Source organism: Delftia sp. WSY_7, from assembly GCF_043104845.1.
Taxonomy (GTDB): domain Bacteria; phylum Pseudomonadota; class Gammaproteobacteria; order Burkholderiales; family Burkholderiaceae_C; genus Comamonas; species Comamonas tsuruhatensis.
Genome location: NZ_JBICLB010000040.1, coordinates 128,891 through 154,487, shown reverse-complemented (window position 1 = coordinate 154,487; position 25,597 = coordinate 128,891). Strand labels below are relative to the sequence as shown.

Genomic DNA, 25,597 nt, shown 5'->3' with positions numbered 1-25,597 from the left:
GATGGCGGCAATGCGGGGTGATTCCTAGACTGGCCTGCAGATCATAGGCAGCGCAGCGCGCCCTGTCGCGAGCCAAGGCGACAGGGCGCGCGGCAAAGACTCTCTCAAAGGAGACCCACACATGAAGCTTGACGCAAGCATCAGCGCCGTCGTCACGGGCGGGGCATCGGGCCTGGGCGCGGCCACCGCGCGCCGCCTGGCCGCCAGGGGCGTGCGCGTCGCCCTGTTCGACCTCAACGAGACGGCCGGGCAGGCGCTGGCGCGCGAGACAGGCGGCCTGTTCTGCCGCGTGGACGTGACCGACGAGGCCAGCGTGGACGCGGGCTTTGCCCAGGCCCGCGCGGCCCATGGGCAGGAGCGCATCCTGGTCAACTGCGCGGGCACGGGCAATGCCGTCAAGACGGCCAGCCGCGACAAGGCCACGGGCGAGATCCGGCACCTGCCCGTGGCCAATTTCGACCGCATCATCCAGATCAACCTGGTGGGCACCTTCCGCTGCATCGCCAAGTCGGCGGCGGGCATGCTCACGCTGGAGCCGCTGGCCGACGGCGAGCGCGGCGCCATCGTCAACACGGCCTCGGTGGCGGCGCAGGACGGGCAGATGGGCCAGGCCAGCTACTCGGCCAGCAAGGCCGGCATCACGGGCATGACCCTGCCCATCGCGCGCGACCTCATGGGCGAGGGCATCCGCGTGAACACCATCCTGCCCGGCATCTTCGACACCCCGCTGCTGCAGGGCGCGCCCGACAACGTGAAGGCGGCGCTGGCCGCCTCCGTGCCCTTCCCCAAGCGGCTGGGCCAGCCCGACGAATACGCCCACCTGGCCGAGACCATGATCACCAACGGCTACTTCAACGGCGAGTGCGTGCGCCTGGACGGCGCCATCCGCATGGCGCCGCGCTAGGCGCACCGCCCAGTCACCACGGCAGGCACCGTCCCCGCGTTTTCCCTGGCCGGAATCGTCGATTGCGACGATGCCCGGCCCGCGCCGGCCGGGCCACCATCCCCCCCAGGAATACAGGAACAGGAGACATATCCATGGCACAGGCATACATCGTCGCCGCCACGCGCACGGCGGGCGGCAAGCGCGGCGGAAAGCTCTCGGGCTGGCATCCGGCCGATCTCGCGGCCCAGGTGCTGGACGAGCTGGTGCGCCGCAGCCAGGCCGACCCGGCCCAGGTCGAGGACGTGATCATGGGCTGCGTCAGCCAGGTCGGCCAGCAGGCGACGAACGTGGCGCGCAACGCGGTGCTGGCCTCGTCCCTGCCCGAGTCCGTGCCGGGCACCACGGTGGACCGGCAGTGCGGGTCGTCCCAGCAGGCCCTGCATTTCGCGGCCCAGGCCGTGATGTCGGGCAGCATGGACATGGTGATCGCCGCAGGCGTGGAGAGCATGTCGCGCGTGCCCATGGGCACGCCCAACGCCCTGCCCGCCAAGTCCGGCCTGGGCGTGTACATGAGCCCGGCCATGCAGCAGCGCTATCCGGGCGTGGAGTTCAGCCAGTTCATGGGCGCCGAGATGATGGCCGGCAAGTACGGCCTGGCCAAGGACCAGCTGGACGCCTATGCGCTGCAAAGCCATGAGCGCGCCGTGCAGGCCGCGCGCGAGGGCCGCTTCGACCGCGAGATCCTGGCCGTGCAGGCGCGCAGCGCCGAAGGCGGTGCCGAGGGCGAAGGCCAGCCGCACACGGTGGACGAAGGCATACGCTTCAACGCCACGCTGGAAGGCATTGCCGGCGTCAAGACCATCCGCGAGGGCGGCTGCGTGACCGCCGCCACGGCCAGCCAGATCTGCGATGGCGCCAGCGGCGTCATGGTGGTCAGCGAGCGCGGCCTCAAGGCCCTGGGCGTGCAGCCGCTGGCGCGCATCCACCACATGAGCCTGCTCGGGCATGACCCCGTGATCATGCTGGAGGCCCCCATCCCCGCCACCCAGGCCGCGCTGAAGAAGGCCGGCATGCGCATCTCCGACATCGACCTGTACGAAGTCAATGAGGCCTTTGCCCCCGTGCCCCTGGCCTGGCTGCAGGCCACGGGCGCCGATCCGGCGCGGCTCAACGTCAACGGCGGCGCCATTGCGCTGGGCCATCCGCTGGGCGCCTCGGGCACCAAGCTCATGGCCACGCTGGTTCACGCCCTGCATGCACGCGGCGGGCGCTACGGCCTGCAGACCATGTGCGAGGGCGGCGGCATGGCCAACGTCACCATCATCGAGCGCCTGTAGGCGCCGCCATGCCACCGTGCGGCCGGCGCGGCCCGCGCCGGCCGCCCACCATCGGGGGGGAGGGAAAGCCATGAGCCAGGACTCGCAGCCCCTGCTGCGCATCGAAGGCGTTTCGCTGCGCTTTGGCGGCATCGTCGCGCTGGACGGCGTGAGTTTCGATGTTGCGGCAGGCCAGATCTGCGGCCTCATCGGCCCCAACGGCGCAGGCAAGAGCAGCCTGTTCAACTGCCTGTCGCGGCTGTATGCCTGGCAGGCCGGCCACATCCGCTTTCGCGGCCAGCCGCTGGCCACGCTGGCGCGCCACCGCATGGCCGCGCTGGGCATGGGCCGCACCTTCCAGAACCTGGCCCTGTTTTCCAGCATGACGGTGGCCGACAACGTGCGCCTGGGCACGCACAGCCACCAGCACGCAGGCTTTGTGCGCGACGCCCTGCGCCTGCCCGGCGTGCGCCGGCGCGAGGCAGAAGCCCGCGCCCAGGCGCAATCGCTGATGGCCCTGCTGGAGCTGACGGGCGTGGCAGAGCGCCGCGTGGCCGACCTGCCCTTCGGCACGCAAAAGCGCGTGGAGCTGGCGCGCGCCCTGGCCTGCCGCCCGCAGTTGCTGCTGCTGGACGAGCCGGCCTGCGGCCTCAACCATGAGGAGCTGGCCGGCCTGGGCGACCTGATCCTGTCGCTGCGCGACCGGCTGGGGCTGACCGTGCTGCTGGTGGAGCACCACATGGGCCTGGTCATGCGCGTGAGCGACAAGGTCGTGGCGCTGAACTTCGGCCGCAAGATCGCCGAGGGCACGCCGGGCGAGGTTCGCGCCCATGCCGAAGTCATCCGCGCCTACCTGGGCTCGGACATGCAGCCGCAGGATCAGGACAGGGAGGTGGCGCATGGCGGCACTGCTTGAAATCCGCGGACTGCATGCGGCCTACGGGTCGGTGCGCGTGCTGGACGGCATCGACATGGACCTGGCCGAAGGCCGCGTCACGGCCCTGCTGGGCGCCAATGGCGCGGGCAAGACCACCACGCTGCGCGCCATCTGCCGCCACCTGGTGGACACACGCGGCGAGGTGCGCCTGGCCGGCGAACGCATAGACCGGCACAGCACCGAGCGCATCGCGCGCCAGGGCGTGGGCCATGTGCCCGACGGGCGCGGCACCTTCGCCCAGCTCAGCGCCGAGGACAACCTGCGCCTGGGCGCGCAGGCCCGGCCCACGCGCGCTGCCCGTGCCGACGTGGGCGGCGACATGGAGCGCATGTTCGGCTACTTCCCCCGCCTGCGCGAGCGCCGCACTCAGCAGGCCGGCACGCTGTCTGGCGGCGAGCAGCAGATGCTGGCCATTGCCCGCGCCCTCATGGGCCGCCCGCGCCTGCTGCTGCTGGACGAGCCCTCCTTCGGCCTGGCGCCGCTGGTGGTGCGCGACATCTTCGGCATCCTGCAGCGCATCAACGCCGAGCAGGGCACGACCATCCTGCTGGTGGAGCAGAACGCGCGCCTGGCGCTGGAGCTGGCGCACAGCGCCTACCTGCTGGAGACCGGCCGCATCGTGCTGCACGGCCCCAGCGAAGCCATGCGCCGCAACGATGCGGTACGCCAGGCCTATCTCGGGGAGTAGCTGCCATGGACGCCTTCATCCACCAATTGCTGGCCGGCCTGGCCACGGGCGGCATCTACGCCACCGTGGCGCTGGCCCTGGTCATGATCTACCAGGCCACGCACCACATCAATTTCGCGCAGGGCGAGATGGCCATGTTCTCCACCTTCATCGCCTGGGCGCTGCTGCAGGCGGGGCTGCCGTACTGGTGGGCCTTCCTGGCCACGGTGGCGCTGTCCTTCGTGCTGGGCGCGGCCGCGGAGTTCGCCATCATCCGCCCCATGCACAAGGCAGCGGACCTGGCCCAGGTGGTGGTCTTCATCGGCCTGCTGATCGTCTTCCACAGCCTGGCCGGCTGGATCTTCGGCTACACCATCAAGGAGTTCCCAAGCCCGTTCCCGGCCGACGCCTGGTACGGCAGCGCCCTGATGTCGGCCCATGAGGTGGGCACCATCTTCGTGGCGCTGTCCATCGTGGCCCTGCTGTTTGCCTTCTTCCGGCTCACGCCGCTGGGGCTGGCCATGCGCGCGGCCGCGCAGAACCCGGCCTCCTCGCGCCTGGTGGGCATCTCCGTGGGGCGCATGCTGATGCTGGGCTGGGGCCTGGCCGGCGCCATCGGCGCGGTGGCCGGGATGATGGTGGCGCCCGTGGTTTTCCTTGATCCGCACATGATGAGCGGCGTGCTGCTGTATGCCTTTGCGGGCGCGCTGCTGGGCGGCATCGACAGCCCCGCGGGCGCCGTGCTGGGCGGCTTCATCGTGGGCGTGCTTGAAAACCTGGTGGGCAGCTACGTGGTCGGCACCGAACTCAAGCTCTCGGTGGCCCTGGTGCTGATCGTGGGCGTGCTCATCGTGCGGCCGGCCGGGCTGATGGGCCGCAAGGTCGTCAGGAGGGTTTGAACAATGTCCCCCCTGAGCGGCTACGCCGCTTCCCGTTGCACGGCGCCCCCTCTCTCGCTACGCGGGAGGGGGACGACACCCTCGCTTTTGGGCCACGCCAGTTTTGTGCCCAACGCCCTGGAGAACAATGATGTCCACACGATCCGCCTCCTCGTCTGACGCGCTGGTCGCCTCCACCAGCGCGCGCCGCCCCCTGCCCCTGGGCACGGTACTGATCGCGGCGCTGGCGCTGGCGGCCTGCTCGCTGGTCTTCGTGGCCAAGGGCTACCAGCTGTTCCAGGCCACCATGGTGCTGGCCTATGCCGTGGCCCTGGTGGGGCTGAACATCCTCACGGGCTACAGCGGCCAGATCTCGCTGGGCCATGGCGCCTTCTTCGCCATAGGCGCCTATGCGGCCGGCATCCTGATGGACCGCGCGGGCCTGGCCTACTGGCTGGCCGTGCCTGCAGCGGGCCTGGTGAGCCTGGCGGCGGGCTACCTGTTCGGGCGGCCCGCGCTCAGGCTGGAAGGGCTGTACCTGGCGCTGGCCACCTTTGCGCTGGGCGTGGCCATGCCCCAGCTGCTCAAGTACCGCCACCTGGAGGCATGGACCGGCGGCGTGGGCGGCATCGTGCTGACCAAGCCCGAGGCGCCCTGGGGCCTGCCGCTGGATGCCGACCAGTGGTTCTACCTCTATGCATTGGCCGTGGCGGCCCTGCTGTTCTGGATGGCGCGCAACCTCATAGACAGCGGCAGCGGCCTGGCGCTGCGCGCCATCCGCGACCACGCCATGGCGGCCGAGGCCATGGGCGTGGACAACGCGCACTGCAAGTCCATGGCCTTTGCGATTTCGGCCGGCTACACGGGCGTGGGCGGCGCGCTGTCGGCCATTGCCGTGCAGTTCGTGGCGCCTGACTCCTTCACCATGTTCCTGTCCATTTCGCTGCTGGTGGGCGTGGTGGTGGGCGGCGTGGGAACGCTGTGGGGCGCGCTGTTCGGCGCCCTGTTCATCATGTTCATCCCGGGGCTGGCCGAGCAGGTGTCCAAGGCCGCGCCCTGGGCCGTCTACGGCACCGTGCTCATCGTCTTCATGTTCGCCATGCCCGGCGGCGTGATGGGCCTGCTGCACCGACTGGGCCGACCGGGCCGGCCGGGCCTGCACCTGCCCCGGCAGCGGCCGCGCACCTGACTTTCCATCCCCACCCACAGGAGTCCCCCATGAATTCCAGTCAGGCCGTCCGCATGGAACGCCACGGCAACAACGGCGACAGCGGCAACAACGGCGAGATCGCACTCATCGTCCTCCAGGACAGCGCCCGCATGAATCCGCTGGGCAGGCCCTTGCAGCTGCGGCTGCGCGAACTGCTGGCCGAGGTGCGCGAGGACACCTCCCTCCGCGCCCTGGTGCTCACCGCCGAGGGCCGGGGCTTTTGCGTGGGCGCGGACCTGTCGTCCATGGGCGGGGCACAAGGTGGGGCACAAGGCGGGGCCCAGGCCGATGGCCGCACGCTGGGCGCGCAGACGGCCGACAACATGCAGCAGCTGTCCAACCGCCTCATCCTGGACCTGCAGCAGTTGCCCGTGCCCGTGGTCTGCGCCATCAACGGCGCGGCAGCCGGGGCCGGCGTGGGCCTGGCCCTGGCCGGCGACGTGGCGCTGGCGGCGCGCTCGGCCTACTTCTACCTGCCTTTCCTGCCGCGCCTGGGCATCGTGCCGGACCTGGGCACCACTTGGTTCATCGAGCGCCGGCTGGGCCGTGCGCGCGCCCTGGGCCTGTCCCTGCTGGGCGACAGGCTGGGCGCGCAGCAGGCCGCCGACTGGGGCCTGGTCTGGGCCTGCGTGGACGACGAGGCCCTGCGCGAGCAGGCCCTGGCCACGGCCGCCCGCCTGGCGCGGCTGCCGGCCGGTGCCGTGCTGGAAGCCCGCCGCGCGCTGGACCACGCAGCCGCTTCCACGCTGGAGCAGCAGCTTCACTACGAGGCTGAACGCCAGCGCGAGCTGGTGGGCGCGCCGGCCTTCATGGAGGGCGTGCAGGCCTTCATGCAAAAGCGCGAGCCCGTGTTCGCGCCACGCCAGCCGGGCTGACCGCCGCGCCTTCCCGCCACGCCTTCCCGACGCACCTTGCTGCGCCCGCACATGCATTCGTCGGAATCGACGATGGGCGCGCGCCGGGCCGGTTCCTACCATGGACCGGCCACCACAAGAAAAGCGGGCACGGCGCCCGCAAGCCAGGAGACCACCATGCGCAACCCCTTCGCCCGCGGCCCCCGGGCCCTGATCGCCTGCCTGGCGCTGGTCCTGCCGGCCATCACCCAGGTGCCAGCCCAGGCCCAGACCCAGACCCAGACCCAGACCCAGAAGAAGTACGACACCGGCGCCAGCGACACCGAGATCCGCATCGGCAACTTCGTGCCCTACTCAGGTCCCGTGTCGGCCTACGGAACCATCGGCAAGGCCCATGCGGCCTACTTCGCCAAGATCAATGCCGAGGGCGGCATCAACGGCCGCAAGATCACCTACCTCTCCGCCGACGACGCCTACAACCCCGCCCAGAGCGTGGAGCAGACGCGCAAGCTGGTCGAGCGCGACGGCGTGCTGCTGATGTTCGGCGCGCTGGGCACCTCGCACAACCAGGCCGTGCATCGCTACATGAACCAGCGCAAGGTGCCCCAGCTGTTCGTCTCCACGGGCGCCACGCGCTGGGGCGATCCGAAGAACTTCCCCTGGACCATGGGCTGGCAGCCCACCTACCAGCTCGAAGGCCGCACCTTCGCCCAGCACATCCTGGCCACGCGGCCCCAGGCCAAGGTGGCCGTCCTGATGCAGAACGACGACTTCGGCAAGGACTACCTCAAGGGCGTGCTCGACGGCTTCGGCGAGCAGGCCAAGCAGCGCATCGTCGTGCAGCAGACCTACGAGGTAGGCGACCCCACGGTGGACAGCCAGATGGTGGCGCTCAAGGGCTCGGGGGCGGACACCTTCATCAACATCAGCACGCCCAAGTTCGCGGCCCAGTCCATACGCAAGGCCGCCGACATCGGCTGGAAGCCTGCGCACTACCTGGTCAGCGTCTCGCTGTCCATCAGCTCGGTGCTCAAGCCTGCGGGCCTGGACAACGCGCGCGGCGTGATGACGGCCAGCTACCTGCGCGAGCCCTCGGACCCCACCAACCAGGGCACACCCGAGCTGGCCGGCTACCTGGCCTTCATGAAGCAGTTCTACCCGGCCGGCGACCCCAACGATTCGCTCAACGTCATCGGCTACTCCCAGGCCCAGACCCTGGTGCAGGTGCTCAGGCAGGCCGGCGACGAGCTCACGCGCGCCAACATCATGAAGCAGGCCGCCAGCCTGAAGATGGACCTGCCCATGCTCTACCCGGGCATCAGCCTGCAGACCGGTGGGGACGATTTCTTCCCCATCAAGAAGATGCAGCTCGTGCGCTTCGACGGCAGCCGCTACGCGCCCGTGCAATGACCCCGGCCTTCAGGACAACGACAGGAGACACCCCATGCCCGCCTTGCAAGGACTGATGCAGGACCGCCCGCTCATGATTTCGTCGCTGATCGAGCATGCGGCGCGCTTTCACCCGCACACCGAAATCGTCTCGCGCCTGCCGGAAACCCGGGACGGTGGCCTGCACCGCACCGACTGGGCCGGCATGCGCCGCGCCTCCTGCCAGGTGGCCAACGCCCTGCAGTCGCTGGGCGTGCAGCCTGGCGAACGCGTGGGCACGCTGGCCTGGAACAGCTGGCGCCACCTGGCGCTGTACTTCGGCGTCTCGGGCAGCGGCGCGGTGCTGCACACCATCAACCCGCGCCTGTTTCCCGAGCAGATCGAATACATCGCCAACCATGCCGAGGACCGGGTGCTGTTCTTCGACGTGACTTTTGCGCCGCTGGTGGAAAAGCTCGCACCGCATCTGAAGACCGTCACCACGTATGTCTGCATGAGTTCGCGCGAGCACATGCCCGCGCTGGACCTTCCCGGCCTGCACTGCTGGGACGAGCTGGTGGGCAACCAGAGCGAGGACTTCGAGTGGCCCGAGTTCGACGAGCGCACGGCCTCGTCGCTGTGCTACACCTCGGGCACCACGGGCTACCCCAAGGGCGTGCTGTACTCGCACCGCTCCACCGTGCTGCACACGCTGATGGAGCTGGCGCCCGACACCTTCGGCCTGAACGCGCGCGAGACCGTGATGCTCATCGTGCCCATGTTCCATGCCAACGCCTGGGGCACGCCCTATGCGGCGGCCATGGCCGGCGCACGGCTGGTGCTGCCCGGCCCCCACCTGGACGGCCAGAGCGTCTACGAGCTCATGCGCGACGAGAAGGTCACCTTCTCGCAGGGCGTGCCCACCGTGTGGCTGATGCTGTTCCAGTACCTGGATGCGCATCCCGACATCGACCCGCGCGCGCTGGGCGTCAAGAGCATAGGCATCGGCGGCGCGGCCGTGCCGCGCGCCATGCTGGAGCGCTTCGAGAACCAGTTCGGCGCCCAGGTCGTGCAGGGCTGGGGCATGACCGAGACCAGCCCCATCGGCGTGGTCAGCAAGCTGCTGCCCCGGCACGACGCGCTGTCGGGCGAGGAACTGGTCAAGGTCAAGCTCAAGCAGGGACGCGGCGTCTGGGGCGTGGACCTCAAGATCGTGGACGACGACGGCCGGCCCCAGCCCTGGGACGGCCAGGCCCGGGGACACCTGCGCGTGCGCGGCCCCTGGATCGCCAGCGGCTACTTCAAGGGCGAAGGCGGCTCGCCCGTCGATGAGGAAGGCTTCTTCACCACGGGTGACGTGGCCACCATCGATGCCGACGGCTTCCTGCAGTTGGTGGACCGCGCCAAGGACGTGATCAAGTCGGGCGGCGAGTGGATTTCCTCCATCGACGTGGAGAACGCCGCCATGGGCCATCCCGGCGTGGCCGAGGCCGCCATCATCGGCGTGGCCCATCCCAAGTGGCAGGAGCGGCCGCTGCTGCTGGTGGTGCCGCGCGCAGGCCACAGCGTCAGCCGCGAGTCCATGCTCGATTTCCTGTCCACGCGCATCGCCAAATGGTGGCTGCCCGACGATGTGCTGCAGGTGGCCGAGCTGCCGCACACGGCCACGGGAAAACTGCTAAAGACCAAGCTGCGCGAGCAGTACAAGAACCATCCACTGCCCACGGCCTGAAAGGAGACCTCCATGCCAGGACCGCTTGAAGGCGTGCGCGTGGTCGAGTTCGCGGGCCTGGGCCCGGGGCCGTTCTGCGCCATGCTGCTGGCCGACATGGGTGCCGAGGTGCTGCGCATCGCGCGGCCCGGCACGCCGGTCGATGCACAGGACATCACCACGCGCAGCCGCAGCCAGGTCGAGATCGACCTGCGCGGCGAGGAAGGCCAGGCCTCGGCCCTGGCGCTGATCGCACGCGCCGACCTGCTGGTCGAGGGCTTTCGGCCCGGCGTGATGGAGCGCCTGGGCCTGGGGCCCGAACCCTGCCTGGCGCGCAACCCGCGCCTGGTCTACGGCCGCATGACGGGCTGGGGCCAGCACGGGCCGCTGGCGCATGCGGCGGGGCATGACATCAACTACATCGCCATCTCCGGCGCGCTGCACGCCATCGGCCGCGCGGGCGAGGCGCCCGTGCCGCCGCTCAACTACGTGGGCGACTTCGGCGGCGGCGGCATGCTGCTGGCCGTGGGCCTGCTGGCCGCCCTGCACGAGGCCGGGCGCAGCGGCCGGGGCCAGGTCATCGACGCGGCCATGACCGATGGCACGGCCCTGCTGTCGGCCTTCATGTACGGTTTCAAGGCCAAGGGCCAGTGGAGCAACCAGCGCGGAGAGAACCTGCTGGACGGCGGCGCGCACTTCTATGACACCTATGCCTGCGCCGACGGCAAATATATCGCCATAGGCGCCATCGAGCCGCAGTTCTACGCCGAGCTGCGCCAGCGCTGCGGCATACAGGACCCGCTGTTCGACGCGCAACTGGACGCCGCACGCTGGCCCCTGCTCAAGCTGCGTCTGGCCGATGTGTTCCGCACGCGCACGCGCCAGCAATGGTGCGAGCTGCTGGAAGGCAGCGATGCCTGCTTCGCCCCCGTGCTCGACTGGGACGAGGCGCCCCAGCATGCCCACAACCGCGCGCGCGCCACGTTCACCGAGGCCGGCGGCGTGCTCCAGCCCGCGCCGGCGCCGCGCTTTTCGCGCAGCGTGCCCGAGCAGCCCCGCCCCCCGCGCGCCGCCAGCCTGCAGGACACGCTGGCCGCCTGGAATGCCCGCTCCTGAGGAAACCCCATGCCCATGTATCTCACCCAGGCCATCCACAAGGGCCGCCGCGAAAGGGCCGGCGCCACGGCAGCCATCTGCGGCGCAGAGCAGGCCAGCTGGTCGCAGCTTGCGCAGCGCATCGAACGCTGCGCCGGCCTGCTGCGGGCGCTGGACGTGGCGCCCGGCGACCGCGTCGGCATGATGGGCCTGAACTCCATCCGCTACCTTGAATACTTCTATGGCTGCTGGTGGGCAGGCGCCGCGGTCAACCCCGTCAACATCCGCTGGAGCGCGCACGAGGTGGCCTACTCGCTGGACGACTGCGACACGCGCGTGCTCTTCGTGGACGATGCCTTCGCGCCCCTGGTGCCCCGGCTGCGCGAGCTGTCCTCCAGCCTGCGCACCGTGGTGTTCTGCGGCACGGGCGCCGCGCCCGAAGGCGCGCTGCACTACGAGCAATTGCTGGCCGCCGCCACGCCCTGCGCCGACGCGCTGCGCAGCGGCAACGACCTGGCCGCCGTGATGTATACGGGCGGCACCACGGGCCGGCCCAAGGGGGTGATGCTCAGCCACGACAACCTGTTCATCAACGCCCTGTCCAATGCCAGCAACGTGCCGCGCCAGCATGTGAAGGTGGGCATGGTGGTCACGCCCATGTTCCATGTGGCCGGCTGCGGCCTGGCCCTGCTCATGGCCCAGCGCCTGGTACCCCAGGTCATCGTGCCGGCCTTCGACGAGCTGGCCATCCTGGACGGCATCCAGCAGCACGGCGTGAACGAGCTGTTCCTGGTGCCCACCATGATCCGCCGGCTGATCGAGCATCCGCGCATGGCCGAATTCGACCTGTCCAGCCTGCGCCTCATGCTCTATGGCGCGGCGCCCATAGACGCCAGCCTGCTGGAGCGCGCCATGCAGGCGCTGCCCGGCGCCGACTTCGCCCAGGCCTACGGCATGACCGAGCTGTCGCCCACCATCGTGTCCATGGGCCCGGCCGAGCACCGCCCCGGCCCGCAGCGCGAGCGCCTGCTGCGCGCGGCCGGCCGGCCCGTGACCATTGCCGAGGTGCGCATCGTCGATGGCGAGGGCCGCGAGCTGCCGCCCGGCGAGGTGGGCGAGATCACGGCACGCGGCCCCATGGTCATGCAGGGCTACTGGAACAGGCCCGCCGAGACGGCCGCCGCGCTCAAGGACGGCTGGATGCACACGGGCGACATGGGCCGGCTGGATGCCGACGGCTACCTCTTCGTCGTGGACCGGCTCAAGGACATGATCGTCAGCGGCGGCGAGAACGTGTATTCGGCCGAGGTCGAGAACGCCATCGCCCAGCTGCCCCAGGTCGCCATGTGCGCCGTCATCGGCGTGCCCGACGAACGCTGGGGCGAGCGCGTGCACGCCGTGATCGTCGCGCGCGAGGGCCAGCCGCTGACCGAGGCCGAGGTCATCGCCCACTGCCGCGAACGCATCGCGGGCTACAAGTGCCCACGCTCGGTGGAGTTCCGCAGCGAGCTGCCGCTGTCGGCCGCGGGCAAGCTGCAGAAATTCCAGCTGCGCGAGCCCTACTGGCAGGGCCGCGAACGCCGCATCAACTGAACCCCTCAATCCACCGGTCCAAGCCATGCCACTGCAACTGACACGCTCCTGGAGCACCCCCGAACTGGAAAGCCTGCGCGCCACCGCCGTGCGCTTTCTGGAAACCGAAATGCAGCCGCAGGACGAAGCCGCACGCCAGCGCGGCAACGTGGGCCATGCCATCTGGCGCCGCGCCGGCGAGCTGGGCCTGCTGTGCACCGACATCCCCGAGGACTACGGCGGCGGCGGCGGCGACTTCCGCCACGAGGCCGTGATCCACGAGGAGATGGCGCGCCGCGCCCTCTCGGGCATGAGCAACTCCGTGCATTCCATCGTGGCCCACTACCTGCTCAACCACGGCACCGAGGCGCAAAAGCGCAAGTACCTGCCCGCCATGGCGCGCGGCGAACTGGTGGGCGCCATCGCCATGACCGAGCCCGGCGCGGGCTCGGACCTGCAGGGCGTGCGCACGCGCGCAGAACTCAGGGACGGCCGCTACCGCATCAACGGCAGCAAGACCTTCATCACCAACGGCCTGCTGGCCGGCCTGATCCTCGTGGTCTGCAAGACCGACCCGGCCCAGGGCGCGCGCGGCACCTCCATCCTCATCGTGGAGACCCGGGACTGCGCGGGCTTTCGCGTGGGCCGCGTGCTCGACAAGATGGGCATGAAGGCCCAGGACACCTCGGAGCTTTTCTTCGACGACGTGACCGTGCCGCAGGACGCGCTGCTAGGCGGGCGCGAAGGCCAGGGCTTCTACCAGCTCATGGGCGACCTGCCCTACGAGCGGCTGATCATCGGCCTGGCCGCCCTGGCCTGCATGGAAGGCGCCTATGAGGCCACGCTGGCCTATGTGCGCGAGCGCCGCGCCTTCGGCCAGGCCATTGCCGACATGCAGAACACCCGGTTCAAGCTCGCCGAGGTGGCCACCACCCTCACCGTGGGCCGCGCCTTCATCGACCGCTGCGTGGAGCAGCTGGTGGCCGGCACGCTGGACACGGCCACGGCCTCCATGGCCAAGCTGTGGGGCTCGGAAGCGCAGGGCCGCGTGCTCGACGAACTCGTGCAACTGCATGGCGGCTACGGCTACATGAACGAATACATGGTCACCCGCATGTACGCCGATGCGCGCGTGCAGCGCATCTACGGCGGCACCAGCGAAATCATGAAGGAAGTGATCTCGCGCGCGCTCTGACGCTCCGATCCCCTGGCGGCGCCAAGCGCTGCCGCAGTCCCCCTATCCCTTCCCCGGCAGCACAGGAGACAGCAGCCATGACCCTCGACGACCTCATCTACAAGCCCGGCCTGCTCCAGGGCGAACGCATCCTCGTCACCGGCGGCGGCACCGGCCTGGGCCGGGTCATGGCCGAGGCGTTTCTCATGCTGGGCGCCGACATCCACCTGTGCGGCCGGCGCGGCGCCGTGGTCGAGCAGACAGCGCAGGAGCTGATGCAGCAGCACGGCGGCCGGGCCACAGGCCATGCCTGCGACGTGCGCCAGCCCGAGGCCGTGGAGCAGATGATCGAGGCCATCTGGGCCGACGGCGGCGCGCTCACGGGCCTGGTCAACAACGCGGCCGGCAACTTCGTGAGCCGCACCGAGGACCTGTCCATGCGCGCCTTCGACGCCGTGGCCAACATCGTCATGCGCGGCAGCTTCAACCTCACGCTGGAGTGCGGCCGCCGCTGGCTGGCCGAGGGCCGCAAGGCCAGCGTGCTGTCCATCCTCACCACCTGGGTCTGGAACGGCTCGGCCTTCACCGTGCCCTCGGCCATGGCCAAGTCGGGCGTGCATGCCATGACGCAGTCGCTGGCCGTGGAATGGGGCAACCGGGGCATACGCTTCAACGCCATCGCGCCGGGCCTGTTTCCCACCGAAGGCATGAGCGCGCGGCTGAACCCGCAGGGCGGCGAGCATGTGCGCGCCGACAACCCCATGGGCCGCAACGGCCGCATGCCCGAGCTGGCCAACCTGGCCGTCTTCCTCATGAGCCGCCAGGCCGAGTACCTGACGGGACAGACCATCGCCATAGACGGCGGACAATACCAGGCGACGGGCGGCAACTTCGCCGGGCTGGCCAGCTGGAGCGACCAGGACTGGGCGAATGCGCGCAGCGCCATCGAATCGCGCAACGCGGCCGACCGCCAGCAAAGAACCGCATAGACACAAGGAGACAAGCCATGAGCCAAGAACGCGTGCGCATATCGGTGGACCACGGCGTGGCCGAGGTGACCCTGGCCCGGCCCGACAAGATGAATGCGCTGGACCCCGCCATGTTCGACGCCCTGATCGACGCATTGGCGCGTCTGCGGGACACGTCCGGGTTGCGCGCCGTGGTGCTGCATGGCGAGGGGCGCGCCTTCTGCGCGGGCCTGGACATGGGCAGCATGGCCGGCATTGCCGACGGCCAGCAGACGGCAGACATGACGGACCTGGCCGCGCGCACGCACGGCATTGCCAACCGCTTCCAGCAGATCTGCTGGGGCTGGCGCGAACTGCCCGTGCCCGTGATCGCCGCCGTGCACGGCGTGGCCTACGGCGGCGGCCTGCAGCTGGCCCTGGGCGCGGACATCCGCCTGGTGGCCGAGGATGCGCGGCTGTCCATCATGGAAATCAAGTGGGGATTGGTGCCCGACATGGCCGGCTGCGCGCTGGCCGCGCCGCTGGTGCGCGGCGATGTGCTGCGCGAGCTGGTCTACACGGGCCGCATCGTGCCCGGCCCCGAGGCCGTGGCCCTGGGCCTGGCCACGCGCGTGAGTTCCGCGCCGCTGGAGGAAGCGCGCCATCTGGCCCGCCAGATCGCGGCCAGCAGCCCGCACGCCATGCGCGCGTCCAAGCGCCTGATGCAGCTCAGCGAAACGGCATCGCCCCAGGACATCCTGCTGGCCGAGGCGCGCGAGCAGCAGGCCCTGCTGGGCAGTGCCAACCAGGCCGAAGCCGTGCGCGCAGGCCTGGAAAAACGGGCCCCGGTGTTCAGCGACCAAGGCCTTTAGACACCTCTTGAAACAACCACCGGACCCTGCCCACGGGTCCGCCGCAGCCATCCGTAATTACCCTTAATCGACGCCCTTTCGCCACTGCGCTGATTTTTTAGGCATTCCGTGGAAAGCCTTGCAGGGCGCGGATTCGGCAAGTTACACCCGGAGTTTTCCACAACTCCGTCCACATGCATCGGGGATAAAAACCCGGGGCCGAAGGGACATGCAGGAGCAGGCATACTTGACGGCTCGCCTCGGCCTCCCCCCCTTTCCCATGCCCCGCCTGCACGCCCCCAGCAAGGAAGACAGCCGCCTGCTGCCGCCTTTTTCCGCCCTGCCGGAACGCTGCATCCACGTGCCCGCCACCGACGCCGAATTCGCGGCCGCCCGCGCCGCGCTGATGGCCGCGCCCGTGCTCGGTTTCGATACCGAGAGCAAGCCTCTTTTCCACGCCAGCCAGACCGACACCGGCCCCCATGTGGTGCAGTTGGCCACCTGCGACCAGGCCTGGCTGCTGCAGCTGCACCATGCGCAGGCACGCGCGCTTGCGGCCGACGTGATGGCCAGCGAGGCCATCTGCAAGGCCGGCTTCGGGCTGGACCATGACCGCAGCGCGCTGCCCGCGCGCCTGGGCGTGGCGCTGAACAACGTGATCGACCTGGACCGCGTGTTCAAGCGCCATGGCTACGCCAGCTCGGTAGGCGTGCGCGCGGCCGTGGCCCTGGTGCTGGGGCAGAACTTCCAAAAGTCCAAGAAGATCTCCACCTCCAACTGGGCTGCACCGCAGCTGAGCCTGGCCCAGCGCCACTATGCGGCCAACGACGCCCACGGCGCCGCCATGGTGCATGCCGCGCTGCCGGGCTGGGAGCTGCGCCAGCCGGCAGCGGCCCAGCGGCCTTCCAGGCCTGCGCTTGAACCGCGCGGGCCGCGCGATTCCAGCGCCCCGCAGACGCCCCAGACAACGCGTCCGCCCCGCACCGCTCGCCTGCTGCAGGCTGCGGTAGCGCCGGCCAAGTCCTAGAGCGTTTCCTCTTCCTTCACCAGCCGCACCCGGTCCCGGCCTGCGCGCTTGGCCTCGTAGAGCATGGCGTCGGCACGCGCGAGCGCCTGCTCCAGCGTCTGGCCCGGCGCCATCCAGGCCACGCCGAAGCTGGCGGTGATGCGCACCTCGTCGGGCAGTCCGCTGAAGCCCATCAGGCGCAGCTGGGTCTGTATGCGCCGGGTGATCGACTGCACGGCCAGAGGGTCCGCACGCGGCAGCAAGGCCACGAACTCTTCCCCGCCAAAGCGGGCCACCAGGTCCTGCTGGCGCGTGCTGCGCAGCAGCAGTCGCGCAAAGCGCTGCAGCACTTCGTCCCCGGCCGCGTGGCCCCAGCCGTCGTTGACCCGCTTGAAATGGTCCAGATCACAGACCAGCACGGCGGCTGAAAGCTGAGGGTGCTCGGCCCGCCGGCGCTGCACCTCCTCCTTGAAGGCGCGCCGGTTCAGAAGCCCTGTCAGCGGATCGCGGTCGCGCTCCTCATGCAGCTCCTGCACGGTGTCGCGCACCGCCGCCGCCAGGAACACCATGGCGAACAGCAGGCCGAACACCAGCAGGCTCAGCTGCTTCGCCAGGCACGCGGAAGAAACGCCCAGCCATTCACTGGCCGCGTCGGCCGGTGGCGAGGCGCCAGGCGGTGTCAGCCACAGCGCACGAACGAAAAAGCTCAGCGCAAAGACCACGAACACCCCCAGCAGCAGCCGGTCCCAGTCCGTACCGGGATGCCTACGCGGCAAACGCCACAGCGGCAGGGCCAGTTGCAGTCCCAGGCCGAAATTGAGCACATGCTGGCGCGCCTGCGCATCGGGAACGACCCAGGCGTAGTAGCCCAGCACCGCCAGCACTGCGCTGCCAAAGACAGCCGCCAGCGGCGCATCCGGTCGCACGCCCTGGCGCATGGCCATGGCCTCGGTGATGAACCAGGCCGCACCCAGCTGCAGCGCGGCCGTGACCAGCGCATTGACGGGCACGGCCGCAGGCCGCTCCAGGACCTGCAGCAGCAGCGCCAGGCTGAATCCGGTGAAGGCGAGGGACATGCTGCGCAACTCGCGCCGGGCACGCAGATGCCGCCAGCAGACATAGAAACAGCCGGCCAGCAGCGAGGTGCACAAGGGCACCGCCAGCGCCAGAAAATGTCTTGCTGTCAACGTCACCATCAACTCCCGAATGGAGTCTAGCGATCAGGTCACGTTACAACACGTTGTTAACAAAAATACACATTCACTCACGATCCTGGCAAAGCCAGGCCGGACATATCTGTGCGCGGCAGAGGAGCAACCGGTCTGCGGCGTATATGTTCGTAACCAACGCATCGTTGGGCACCGGAGGCCGGCACGCCACAATGCCAACCGTCCTCCGCTTGTAAAACCTCAGGACTTACGCAAACAGGATGCGGGAACGCGCCGCGGCCCATGGCAAATGGCCCGCCCTGCCCTTCTTGCGTAAGCCGTCACCAGAAAGGCAATCTTCCATGCGCATCGAAACCCTGGCCGTCCACGCCGGCTACTCGCCCGACCCCACCACCAAGTCGGCCGCCGTGCCCATCTACCAGACCGTGGCCTATGCCTTCGACAGTGCCCAGCATGGCGCCGACCTGTTCGACCTCAAGGTGGCCGGCAACATCTACACGCGCATCATGAACCCCACCACCGACGTGCTGGAAAAGCGCGTCGCGGCGCTGGAAGGCGGCATTGCCGCCGTGGCCGTGGCCTCGGGCATGGCCGCCATCACCTATGCCATCCAGGCCATCGCGGAGGCAGGCGACAACATCGTCTCGGCCAGCACGCTCTACGGCGGCACCTACAACCTGTTCGCCCACACCTTCCCGCAGCAGGGCATCACGGTGCGCTTTGCCGATCCGCGCGACCCGGCCAGCTTCGCCCAGCACATCGACGAGAAGACCAAGGCCATCTTCATCGAGTCCATCGGCAACCCGCTGGGCAATGTCACCGACATCCGCGCCCTGGCCGACGTGGCCCACGCCCACGGCGTGCCGCTGATCGTGGACAACACCGTGCCCAGCCCCTACCTGCTGCGCCCCATCGAGCATGGCGCCGACATCGTCGTGCACTCGCTGACCAAGTACCTGGGCGGCCACGGCAACAGCGTGGGCGGCGCCGTCGTGGACAGCGGCAAGTTCCCCTGGGCCGAGCACAAGGCCCGCTTCAAGCGCCTGAACGAGCCCGATGTCAGCTACCACGGCGTGGTCTACACCGAGGCCCTGGGTGAGGCAGCCTACATCGGCCGCGTGCGCGTGGTGCCGCTGCGCAATACCGGCGCCGCACTGTCGCCGCACAACGCCTTCCTGATCCTGCAGGGCATCGAGACGCTGGCCCTGCGCATGGACCGCATCTGCGAGAACACCCAGAAGATCGCCGAGACGCTGCAAAGGCATCCCAAGATCGAATGGGTGCGCTACGCCGGCCTGCAGGACCATCCCGACCACGCCCTGGTGAAGAAGCAGCTGGGCGGCCGCGCCTCGGGCATCCTGTCGTTCAGCCTCAGGAACGGCAGCGGCGGCAGCGGCGACAGCGACACCCGCGCCGCCGGTGCGCGCTTCCTGGATGCGCTGCAGCTGTTCACGCGCCTGGTCAACATCGGCGACGCCAAGTCCCTGGCCACGCACCCGGCATCGACCACGCACCGCCAGCTCGACGCCGAGGAACTGGCCAAGGCCGGCGTCACCGAAGGCATGGTGCGCCTGTCCGTGGGCATTGAGCACATCAGCGACCTGCTGGCCGACCTGGAGCAGGCGCTGGACAAGGTCTGAGACGTCCTCAGGGCCTGCGCGAGCGCTCGCGCAGTTCCTGCGAGGAATAGAAGATCAGCGGGTCCGGCGTGCGCTGCGGATTGGCGCAGGGCTCGATGGCATGGCCGCGCGGCGGGGCGCAGCGGGCCAGGTCACGCAGCTGGGCCTGGGTTCGTTCGGCGTGGCGCGCGGCGGTCTCTCCTTCGGAGGGGCGGCTGCCGGGCACGATCAGGCGCAGCTCCATCTTGCGGATGGCCGGCTCCACGGCGTAGGTGCCCTGGAACTGCAGCACCACGCGGCGCTCGGGCAGGTCCACCGTGGCCAGCACGGCACGCATGGGCACGGGAATCATCGCTCCCGACTGGTAGCGCACCAGCACGAAGGGCGCAAAGGGCTTGGGCAGCTTCAGCGCCAGCGTCTGGCCCTTGCCGTTTCCATTGCCGTTACGCGCATCGGCACGCACGCGCAGCTGTCCGCCATCGGGCAGATAGCGGTCCAGCCGCCAGCCGGTGGCCACGCGCTGCGCGCCCACACAGGGCGCGTAGTAGTACTCGGTGGGGTCGGCATCCTTGCCCGTGTACAGCATCTGGGCGCCTTCATGCTCGGTCAGCGTCTTGATGGCCGCATCGGCGCCATCCGCCTGGGCGCCGACCAGCGTGCCGCCGCGCACGAACACGCCCGTATACGGGAACCAGGTGGTGCGCTGGTTGGCCACGGCGCCATAGGGCTTGCATTCGGTGGACATGCTCTGGTCCTGCATGTCGGCATGCGGGGCGACGGGCTCGCCGCCCTGGCCGCCGCCCTGGTCGGCCAGGGTCAGGCGGCCATCGGACTCGATGGTGAAGGTGGCCTTGGCCACCATGGAGTAGTAGCGGCCGGCTGCGTCTTCGCCGATCAGCAGCAGGCTGGGCAGGGGCGTGAGATTGGCCACCTCGGGCTCGGCGCGCGGCGTGTCGGCCGGGGCCTGGGCAGGCACCTGGGGCCGGGGCTGCTCCTGTGGCTGGCTGGGCGCCGGAGCCTGGGGCGGCGCAGTGGCGCAGCCGGCAAGGACCAGGAACAGCGGCATGGCAAGAACAAGCGAACGCAACAACATGGAACTCCCTCGGATCATTGAGGCCGACGATGCTACTGCATGCACCGGCGGGCGGCGCAATGCATGGAGATGCGGCAGGGGCAGGCTCAAGCCGGATCCCGCGCCAGCCGCAGGCCGGTCATCTGCCAGCGCGCCTGCGTGGGAAAGAAATTGCGGTAGCTGGCGCGCGCATGGCCTGGCGGCGTGAGGCAGGAGCCGCCCCGCAGCACATACTGGTTGACCATGAACTTGCCGTTGTATTCACCCACGGCGCCCTCCGCGATCTGGAAGCCCGGGTAGGCGCCGTAGGCGGACTGGGTCCATTCCCAGACCTCGCCCAGCGCAAGGCTGCCGGGCTGCATGGCGCGCGGGTGCACGGGGCCGGGCGGCTCGTCGTGCTCGGGGCGCTGCGCCATGGGCGCGGCAAAGGCCGCCTCCCATTCCGCCTCGGTAGGCAAGCGCGCGCCGGCCCAGCGCGCATAGGCGTCGGCCTCGAAATACGAGATGTGGCAAACGGGGCGGCGCCCGTCCAGCGCCAGCGCGCCATGCAGGCTGAACTCCTGCCACGTGCCGTCCGATGCGCCATCCAACGCGCCGCCTGCATTGCGCCGCCAGTACCAGGGATGCTCCAGTTGCTGCGCGCAGCGCCAGTCCCAGCCTTCGGCCAGCCACCACTGCGGCTGGGCATAGCCGCCGTCCTCGACGAAGCGCAGGAACTCGGCATTGCTCACGGGCCGCTGCGCGATCTCGCAGCCTTGCACAAACACCTCGTGGCGCGGGCGCTCGTTGTCGAACGCAAAGCCCTCGCCGCCATGGCCCACGGCATGCATGCCACGCGGCACGGTCTGCCACTGCAGCGGGGCAGGCGTTCCATCTGCCGGCCCAGGCGCAGGCATGCCCTCTTCCTGCTCTCGATAGGCAGGCCACAGCGGGTGGCACGACAGCAGGTGCTTGATGTCGGTCAGCAGCAGTTCCTGGTGCTGCTGCTCATGCTGCAGGCCCAGCTCCAGCAACGCGGCCAGACGCGCAGGCGGCTGCGTGCCCCAGTCCTCGAACATCTGCAGCATGCGCTGGTCCACGGCTTCGCGGTAGGCCAGCACCCGCGCCATCGAGGGCCGGGTCAGCAGCCCGCGCTGGGCACGCGGATGCCGCGCACCCACCTGCTGGTAGTAGGAGTTGAACAGCACGCGGAAGTCGGGATCGAAGGGCGGCACGCCGGGCGCGTGCTCGGCCAGGACAAAGGTCTCGAAGAACCAGGTGGTATGCGCCAGATGCCATTTGGCAGGGCTGGCATCGGGCATGGACTGTACGCAGGCATCCTCGGCGGACAAGGGGGCGGCCAGCAGCACGGTGGTCTGGCGCACGGCCTCGTAGCGCTGCACCCAGCGGAAGACGGCGGGCATTTCACGCATGGGCATGGATCACGGCAAACCACTGGCGCTCATCGGTCCAGACCTGGCAGGCCCCGAAGCCCGCACAGGCCAGCATGTCCAGGAAGTCGGGCAGCGGGTATTTGTAGCTGTTCTCGGTGTGTATGGTCTCGCCGGCCGCGAAGTGCCGCAGCCCCTGGGGCCAGCCAACGATCAGCGGGCGCCGCGCGCGCAGGTGCATTTCGATGCGCGAGTGCTCGGTGTTGAAGAAGGCCACATGTTCCCAGTCGCCCTCGTTGAAGTCGCTGCCCAGCAGGTGGTTCACATGGCTGAGCAGGTTGAGGTTGAAGCGCGCCGTCACGCCCTGGGCATCGTCATAGGCAGGCTCCAGCCACTGTATGGGTTTGGGCAGGTCTATGCCGATCAGCAGCCCACCGTCGTCGCTGAGCAGGGCCCGCATCTGGCCCAGCATGCGCTGGGCCTGTTCAGGGTCGAAGTTGCCTATGGACGAGCCCGGGTAGAACAGCAGCCGGCCGGCCTGCGGGATATAGGGCGGCAGGGCCAGCGGCTCGGTGATGTCGGCCGTGACGGCATGGGCCTGCAGCTGCGGAAACTCCTCGGCCAGGCGCCGCACGGACTGGCGCAGGAAGGCGCCCGCAATGTCCACGCCCACGAAGTGCCGTGGACGCAGGCTGCGGCACAGGCCGCGCACCTTTTCGCAGTTGCCGGCACCCAGCTCGATCAGCACCTCGCTGCCGCGCAGGGCCTCGGCCATGGCCGGACCGGAGTCGGCCAGGATGGCGGCCTCGGTGCGCGTGGGGTAGTACTCGGGCAGCCGCGTGATCTGTTCGAACAGGTCGCAGCCGCGTGAGTCATAGAGAAACTTGGGCGAGACCCGCGCCTGCGGCTGCATCAGCCCGTGCTGCAATTCGGCCAGGGTTGCTCGCAGGGCGCTGTCTGCCAGCTCCGGCGCAGCCTCTCTCCTGCCACCTTCGGCCGGTGTGCGCGGGGCCGAAGGCAGGGGCAGGGGCACGCGCTGGGCGCGCGACGCCAATGGAGGGGAAGACACGGAATGATCGTGGGCATACAGCATGGTGGGGGCCTCGCGTTGTGCGCCGACCGCCTCAGCATGGTGAATGCCGCGCCCCCGCCTTGTAGCGGGGAGCGGTCGCCAAGGGGGCGGGCAGCCAGAATGAAGCCTGCAAACTGGCGTCCCGCCTCGCAAGGCGCGCGCCGACAGGCCGAGGCACCAGCCTAGGCGCCCGCCCCGGGCACGCGGGTAGGACAGTTTCCAGCGAGCGTGTCTTTTTCATGACCTGCAGATCTGGTGCGCTGCAGCATGCCGGACGAAAAAAATCCGGTATGCCGCGAACGGCATACCGGACCAAGTACCCATCCTTGCCTCACTACGCGCTGCCGGATGAAGCAGCGCGTGCCTCGCTCATGATCCGAAGATCAGAAGCGATAGCCCAGTCCCACGCCAACCAGCACGGGGTTCACCTTGAAGGTGCCCACCTTGGTGCCGCCAGCGCGCACGTCCGTCTCGATGAAGACCTTCTTCACGTCGAAATTCAGCGACCAGTTCTTGTCCAGCGCATAGTCGAAGCCGATCTGCAGCGCGCCGCCGAAACTGTTCTTCTTGATGGAGGGGTTCAGCGCGGCCTGCACGGCGGGATCGAAGTTCACGCTGGAAAAGCGCGTGAAGTTGACACCGGCGCCCACGTAGGGCTTGAACGCGCCGAAATTGGTGAAGTGGTATTGCGCCAGCAGCGTGGGCGGCAGGTGCTTGAGGCTGCCGATCTGACCCAGGCCGTTGGCACGCAGGTCATGCTTTTGCGGGTAGGTCAGCACCAGCTCGGCCGCGATGTTGGGCGTGAAGAAGTAGGACACGTCCAGCTCGGGCATCCACTTGTCATTGATCGACAGGCCCAGGCCCGTGCTGTCCTTGTTGACGCTGTCCAGGTGGACGGCGCGCACGCGCACCATCCAGGGGCCTTCGGCCTGCTGCGCAAAGGCGGCACCCGACGACAGGGCGCAAACGGCAGCAACGGCGAGCAGAGTTCTTTTCATGATGGAGAGTCTTGGAGTAGCCCGGGGCAAATCCCGTAGCTGTATTGCAGCAGGGGCGGGCAAGGCCGGTCTTGTCCTAGCTCAAATCCGAAGGTGGGCGCCGTCGCATGGCCGGATCGCGTTGGATGCATGCAACGCCATGCGCGGCAGGCCAGTTGCGGCCAGGCTGCAGCCATTGCTCAAATAGAATGCGAATCATTATCAAATCCGCTCCCCCAGGAACCCGCTCCATGGCCGCCGCGCCTTCGCACCCCGATATCGCCCTGCTCTACAGCGACCACCACGGCTGGCTGGTGGGCTGGCTCAGGCGCAGGCTGGGCAATCCCTGCGATGCGGCCGACCTGGCCCAGGACACCTTCATTCGCGTGCTGGGCAAGCCCCAGTCCCTGCATGGCGTGCGCGAGCCGCGCGCCTGGCTCACCACCATCGCCCACGGCCTGGTCGTGGACCACACACGCCGCGCCGCGCTGGAGCGCGCCTGCCTGGACGCCATCGCCAGCCTGCCCGAGCCGCTGGCACCCTCGGCCGAGGAGCGCCATCTGCTGATCGAATCCCTGGTGCGCATGGACAACCTGCTGGCCGGCCTGCCGCCCAAGGCCCGCAGCGCCTTTCTGCTCTCCCGCCTGGAAGGCCTGAGCTACCCGGAAATCGCCCTGCAGCTGGGCGTGTGCCTGAGCTCCGTCGAGAAATACATGGCCACCGCCATACGCCACTGCCTTGCCCTGCGCAGGGAACTGACGGCGTGAGCACAGACCAGGCCCCCCAGGCGCTGGAACAGGCCATTGCCTGGGCCGTGCGGCTGGCCTCCGGCACGGCCACCGATGCCGACCGCGCCGCCTGCCAGGCATGGCGCAGCAGCCACGCCGCGCACGAACAGGCCTGGCAACAGGTCCAGGCTGTGGAGGCCCAGTTCGCCCTGCCCGCCGGCCAGGCGGGCCTGGCCCACGGCGTGCTGCGGTCCGCCGGCCCAGGGCCGGCGCGAGGCCGGCGCGCAAGCCTGCAGCGGCTGCTGTTCCTGGGCCCCGCGGCCCTGCTGCTGGGATCCATGGCATGGCGCTGGGCTGCACCGCGCGAGCAGATCGCGCTGGACACGGCCATCGGTGAGCGCCGCAGCACGCTGCTGGCCGACGGCAGCCGCCTGCACCTGGCACCGGACACGCTGGTGCAGGTGGATTTCACCTTGCTGCGCCGCGTGGTCCGCCTGGCACGCGGCGAGATCTTCATCGACACCGGCAGCGACCCGCGCTCCCTCGCGGGCCGACGCTCCTTCTGGGTGGAAACGCCGCTGGCCCGCTTCGAGGCCCTGGGCACCAGCTTCGGCGTGCGCCACGAAAAACACCCGGACACGGCCACGCGCCTGTACGTCACCGAGGGCCGCGTGGCCATCCATGTCAGGGCGCTGGACGGCACTGCGCCAGGCACCCTGGACGCCATCGTCGCCACCTCCGGCGAAACCCATGTGCTGCACGCCGGCCAGCACCGCCCTGTGCGCCTGCCCGACGAAGGCCTGGTGCCCGACGCATGGACCGACGGCGTACTGGTCGCCCGCCGCATGCGCCTGGACGCCTTCGTGACCGAGCTGTCACGCCAGACCGGCATGCCCATGGAATGCGCCGACGACGTGGCTGCCCTGCGTGTTTCAGGCGTATTCCAGCTGGACGGGCCGGATCCGGCGGGTCGTGCGCTGGCCGCCATTGCCCGCACGCTGCCTGTGCGTGTGGAGCGCGGACAAGGTGCAGCCAGCGGTGCCCGCAGCGCCATGCGCCTGGTCAAAGCCTGAGCCGGAATTTTTTCAGGCAGTCATTACGGGTTTCACACCGCCCGT

At 69.4% G+C, this 25,597-nt stretch carries 23 protein-coding genes; 18 read left to right on the top strand and 5 right to left on the bottom strand.

What is annotated here, in order from left to right:
* Nucleotides 1–121 precede the first annotated feature (121 nt).
* From ACF8ME_RS22650 to ACF8ME_RS22580, 15 genes are all read left to right on the top strand, one after another.
* Entirely contained in the window at nucleotides 122–904 is a 783-nt protein-coding gene (locus ACF8ME_RS22650; protein WP_016451398.1) for an SDR family NAD(P)-dependent oxidoreductase, read from the top strand.
* Between the two features lie 134 nt (nucleotides 905–1,038).
* Nucleotides 1,039–2,223: an acetyl-CoA C-acetyltransferase gene (locus ACF8ME_RS22645; protein WP_203400610.1), complete on the top strand. Its 1,185-nt coding sequence runs from the start codon at nucleotides 1,039–1,041 to the stop codon at nucleotides 2,221–2,223.
* 70 nt (nucleotides 2,224–2,293) lie between these two features.
* A complete protein-coding gene (locus ACF8ME_RS22640) occupies nucleotides 2,294–3,118 on the top strand; it encodes an ABC transporter ATP-binding protein (RefSeq protein ID WP_212645414.1) in 825 nt (274 codons plus the stop codon).
* Nucleotides 3,102–3,827, top strand: a complete 726-nt coding sequence (locus ACF8ME_RS22635; RefSeq protein WP_392418280.1) for an ABC transporter ATP-binding protein — start codon at nucleotides 3,102–3,104, stop codon at nucleotides 3,825–3,827. The genes ACF8ME_RS22640 and ACF8ME_RS22635 overlap by 17 nt, the downstream gene beginning before the upstream one ends.
* 5 nt (nucleotides 3,828–3,832) lie before the next feature.
* Nucleotides 3,833–4,705, top strand: a complete 873-nt coding sequence (locus ACF8ME_RS22630; RefSeq protein ID WP_267177983.1) for a branched-chain amino acid ABC transporter permease — start codon at nucleotides 3,833–3,835, stop codon at nucleotides 4,703–4,705.
* 130 nt (nucleotides 4,706–4,835) lie between these two features.
* The gene (locus tag ACF8ME_RS22625) at nucleotides 4,836–5,873 is read left to right on the top strand and encodes a branched-chain amino acid ABC transporter permease (RefSeq protein WP_392418278.1); all 1,038 of its coding nucleotides are present in this window, start codon (nucleotides 4,836–4,838) and stop codon (nucleotides 5,871–5,873) included.
* A 29-nt stretch (nucleotides 5,874–5,902) separates the two neighbouring features.
* Nucleotides 5,903–6,769: an enoyl-CoA hydratase-related protein gene (locus ACF8ME_RS22620; protein WP_392418276.1), complete on the top strand. Its 867-nt coding sequence runs from the start codon at nucleotides 5,903–5,905 to the stop codon at nucleotides 6,767–6,769.
* 156 nt (nucleotides 6,770–6,925) lie between these two features.
* Nucleotides 6,926–8,158: an ABC transporter substrate-binding protein gene (locus ACF8ME_RS22615; RefSeq protein ID WP_392418274.1), complete on the top strand. Its 1,233-nt coding sequence runs from the start codon at nucleotides 6,926–6,928 to the stop codon at nucleotides 8,156–8,158.
* Nucleotides 8,159–8,192: 34 nt separating this feature from the next.
* Nucleotides 8,193–9,848, top strand: coding sequence for a long-chain-fatty-acid--CoA ligase (locus ACF8ME_RS22610; protein ID WP_392418272.1), 1,656 nt, complete (start codon nucleotides 8,193–8,195; stop codon nucleotides 9,846–9,848).
* Between the two features lie 12 nt (nucleotides 9,849–9,860).
* Nucleotides 9,861–10,943, top strand: coding sequence for a CaiB/BaiF CoA-transferase family protein (locus tag ACF8ME_RS22605; RefSeq protein ID WP_017406339.1), 1,083 nt, complete (start codon nucleotides 9,861–9,863; stop codon nucleotides 10,941–10,943).
* Nucleotides 10,944–10,952: 9 nt separating this feature from the next.
* Entirely contained in the window at nucleotides 10,953–12,515 is a 1,563-nt protein-coding gene (locus tag ACF8ME_RS22600; RefSeq protein ID WP_017406340.1) for a long-chain-fatty-acid--CoA ligase, read from the top strand.
* A gap of 25 nt (nucleotides 12,516–12,540) precedes the next feature.
* Complete coding sequence (locus tag ACF8ME_RS22595) at nucleotides 12,541–13,689, top strand: acyl-CoA dehydrogenase family protein (RefSeq protein WP_047218395.1); 1,149 nt, start codon at nucleotides 12,541–12,543, stop codon at nucleotides 13,687–13,689.
* A 77-nt stretch (nucleotides 13,690–13,766) separates the two neighbouring features.
* Entirely contained in the window at nucleotides 13,767–14,657 is an 891-nt protein-coding gene (locus ACF8ME_RS22590) for an SDR family oxidoreductase (protein WP_034363614.1), read from the top strand.
* A 17-nt stretch (nucleotides 14,658–14,674) separates the two neighbouring features.
* Nucleotides 14,675–15,487, top strand: coding sequence for a crotonase/enoyl-CoA hydratase family protein (locus ACF8ME_RS22585; RefSeq protein WP_046241661.1), 813 nt, complete (start codon nucleotides 14,675–14,677; stop codon nucleotides 15,485–15,487).
* 259 nt (nucleotides 15,488–15,746) lie between these two features.
* The gene (locus ACF8ME_RS22580) at nucleotides 15,747–16,493 is read left to right on the top strand and encodes a 3'-5' exonuclease (RefSeq protein ID WP_392418270.1); all 747 of its coding nucleotides are present in this window, start codon (nucleotides 15,747–15,749) and stop codon (nucleotides 16,491–16,493) included.
* Here ACF8ME_RS22580 and ACF8ME_RS22575 read toward each other — a convergent pair.
* The gene (locus ACF8ME_RS22575; RefSeq protein WP_392418268.1) at nucleotides 16,490–17,668 is read right to left on the bottom strand and encodes a diguanylate cyclase; all 1,179 of its coding nucleotides are present in this window, start codon (nucleotides 17,666–17,668) and stop codon (nucleotides 16,490–16,492) included. The genes ACF8ME_RS22580 and ACF8ME_RS22575 overlap by 4 nt on opposite strands.
* A 314-nt stretch (nucleotides 17,669–17,982) precedes the next feature.
* On the opposite strand from ACF8ME_RS22575, the gene ACF8ME_RS22570 reads away from it, so the two are divergent.
* Nucleotides 17,983–19,281, top strand: coding sequence for an O-acetylhomoserine aminocarboxypropyltransferase/cysteine synthase family protein (locus ACF8ME_RS22570; RefSeq protein ID WP_392418266.1), 1,299 nt, complete (start codon nucleotides 17,983–17,985; stop codon nucleotides 19,279–19,281).
* 7 nt (nucleotides 19,282–19,288) lie between these two features.
* On the opposite strand, the gene ACF8ME_RS22565 is transcribed toward ACF8ME_RS22570, so the two are convergent.
* The 4 genes from ACF8ME_RS22565 to ACF8ME_RS22550 form a co-directional block, all read right to left on the bottom strand.
* Nucleotides 19,289–20,353 carry a hypothetical protein gene (locus ACF8ME_RS22565; protein ID WP_392418264.1) on the bottom strand — a complete coding sequence of 355 codons (1,065 nt, stop codon included), beginning with the start codon at nucleotides 20,351–20,353 and terminating at the stop codon, nucleotides 19,289–19,291.
* 86 nt (nucleotides 20,354–20,439) lie between these two features.
* Nucleotides 20,440–21,750 (bottom strand): ergothioneine biosynthesis protein EgtB, encoded by a 1,311-nt coding sequence (gene egtB / locus ACF8ME_RS22560; RefSeq protein WP_047326791.1) that lies wholly within the window; start codon nucleotides 21,748–21,750, stop codon nucleotides 20,440–20,442.
* The gene (egtD, locus tag ACF8ME_RS22555; protein WP_046241879.1) at nucleotides 21,737–22,795 is read right to left on the bottom strand and encodes an L-histidine N(alpha)-methyltransferase; all 1,059 of its coding nucleotides are present in this window, start codon (nucleotides 22,793–22,795) and stop codon (nucleotides 21,737–21,739) included. The genes egtB and egtD overlap by 14 nt, the downstream gene beginning before the upstream one ends.
* Before the next feature lie 362 nt (nucleotides 22,796–23,157).
* Nucleotides 23,158–23,772 (bottom strand): OmpW family protein, encoded by a 615-nt coding sequence (locus ACF8ME_RS22550; RefSeq protein WP_016449200.1) that lies wholly within the window; start codon nucleotides 23,770–23,772, stop codon nucleotides 23,158–23,160.
* 230 nt (nucleotides 23,773–24,002) lie between these two features.
* Here ACF8ME_RS22550 and ACF8ME_RS22545 point away from each other — a divergent pair, with 230 nt between their 5' ends.
* Complete coding sequence (locus tag ACF8ME_RS22545; protein ID WP_016449199.1) at nucleotides 24,003–24,518, top strand: sigma-70 family RNA polymerase sigma factor; 516 nt, start codon at nucleotides 24,003–24,005, stop codon at nucleotides 24,516–24,518.
* Entirely contained in the window at nucleotides 24,515–25,552 is a 1,038-nt protein-coding gene (locus ACF8ME_RS22540; RefSeq protein ID WP_160855709.1) for a FecR domain-containing protein, read from the top strand. Before ACF8ME_RS22545 ends, ACF8ME_RS22540 begins: the two co-directional genes overlap by 4 nt.
* The last annotated feature ends 45 nt before the right edge of the window (nucleotides 25,553–25,597 follow it).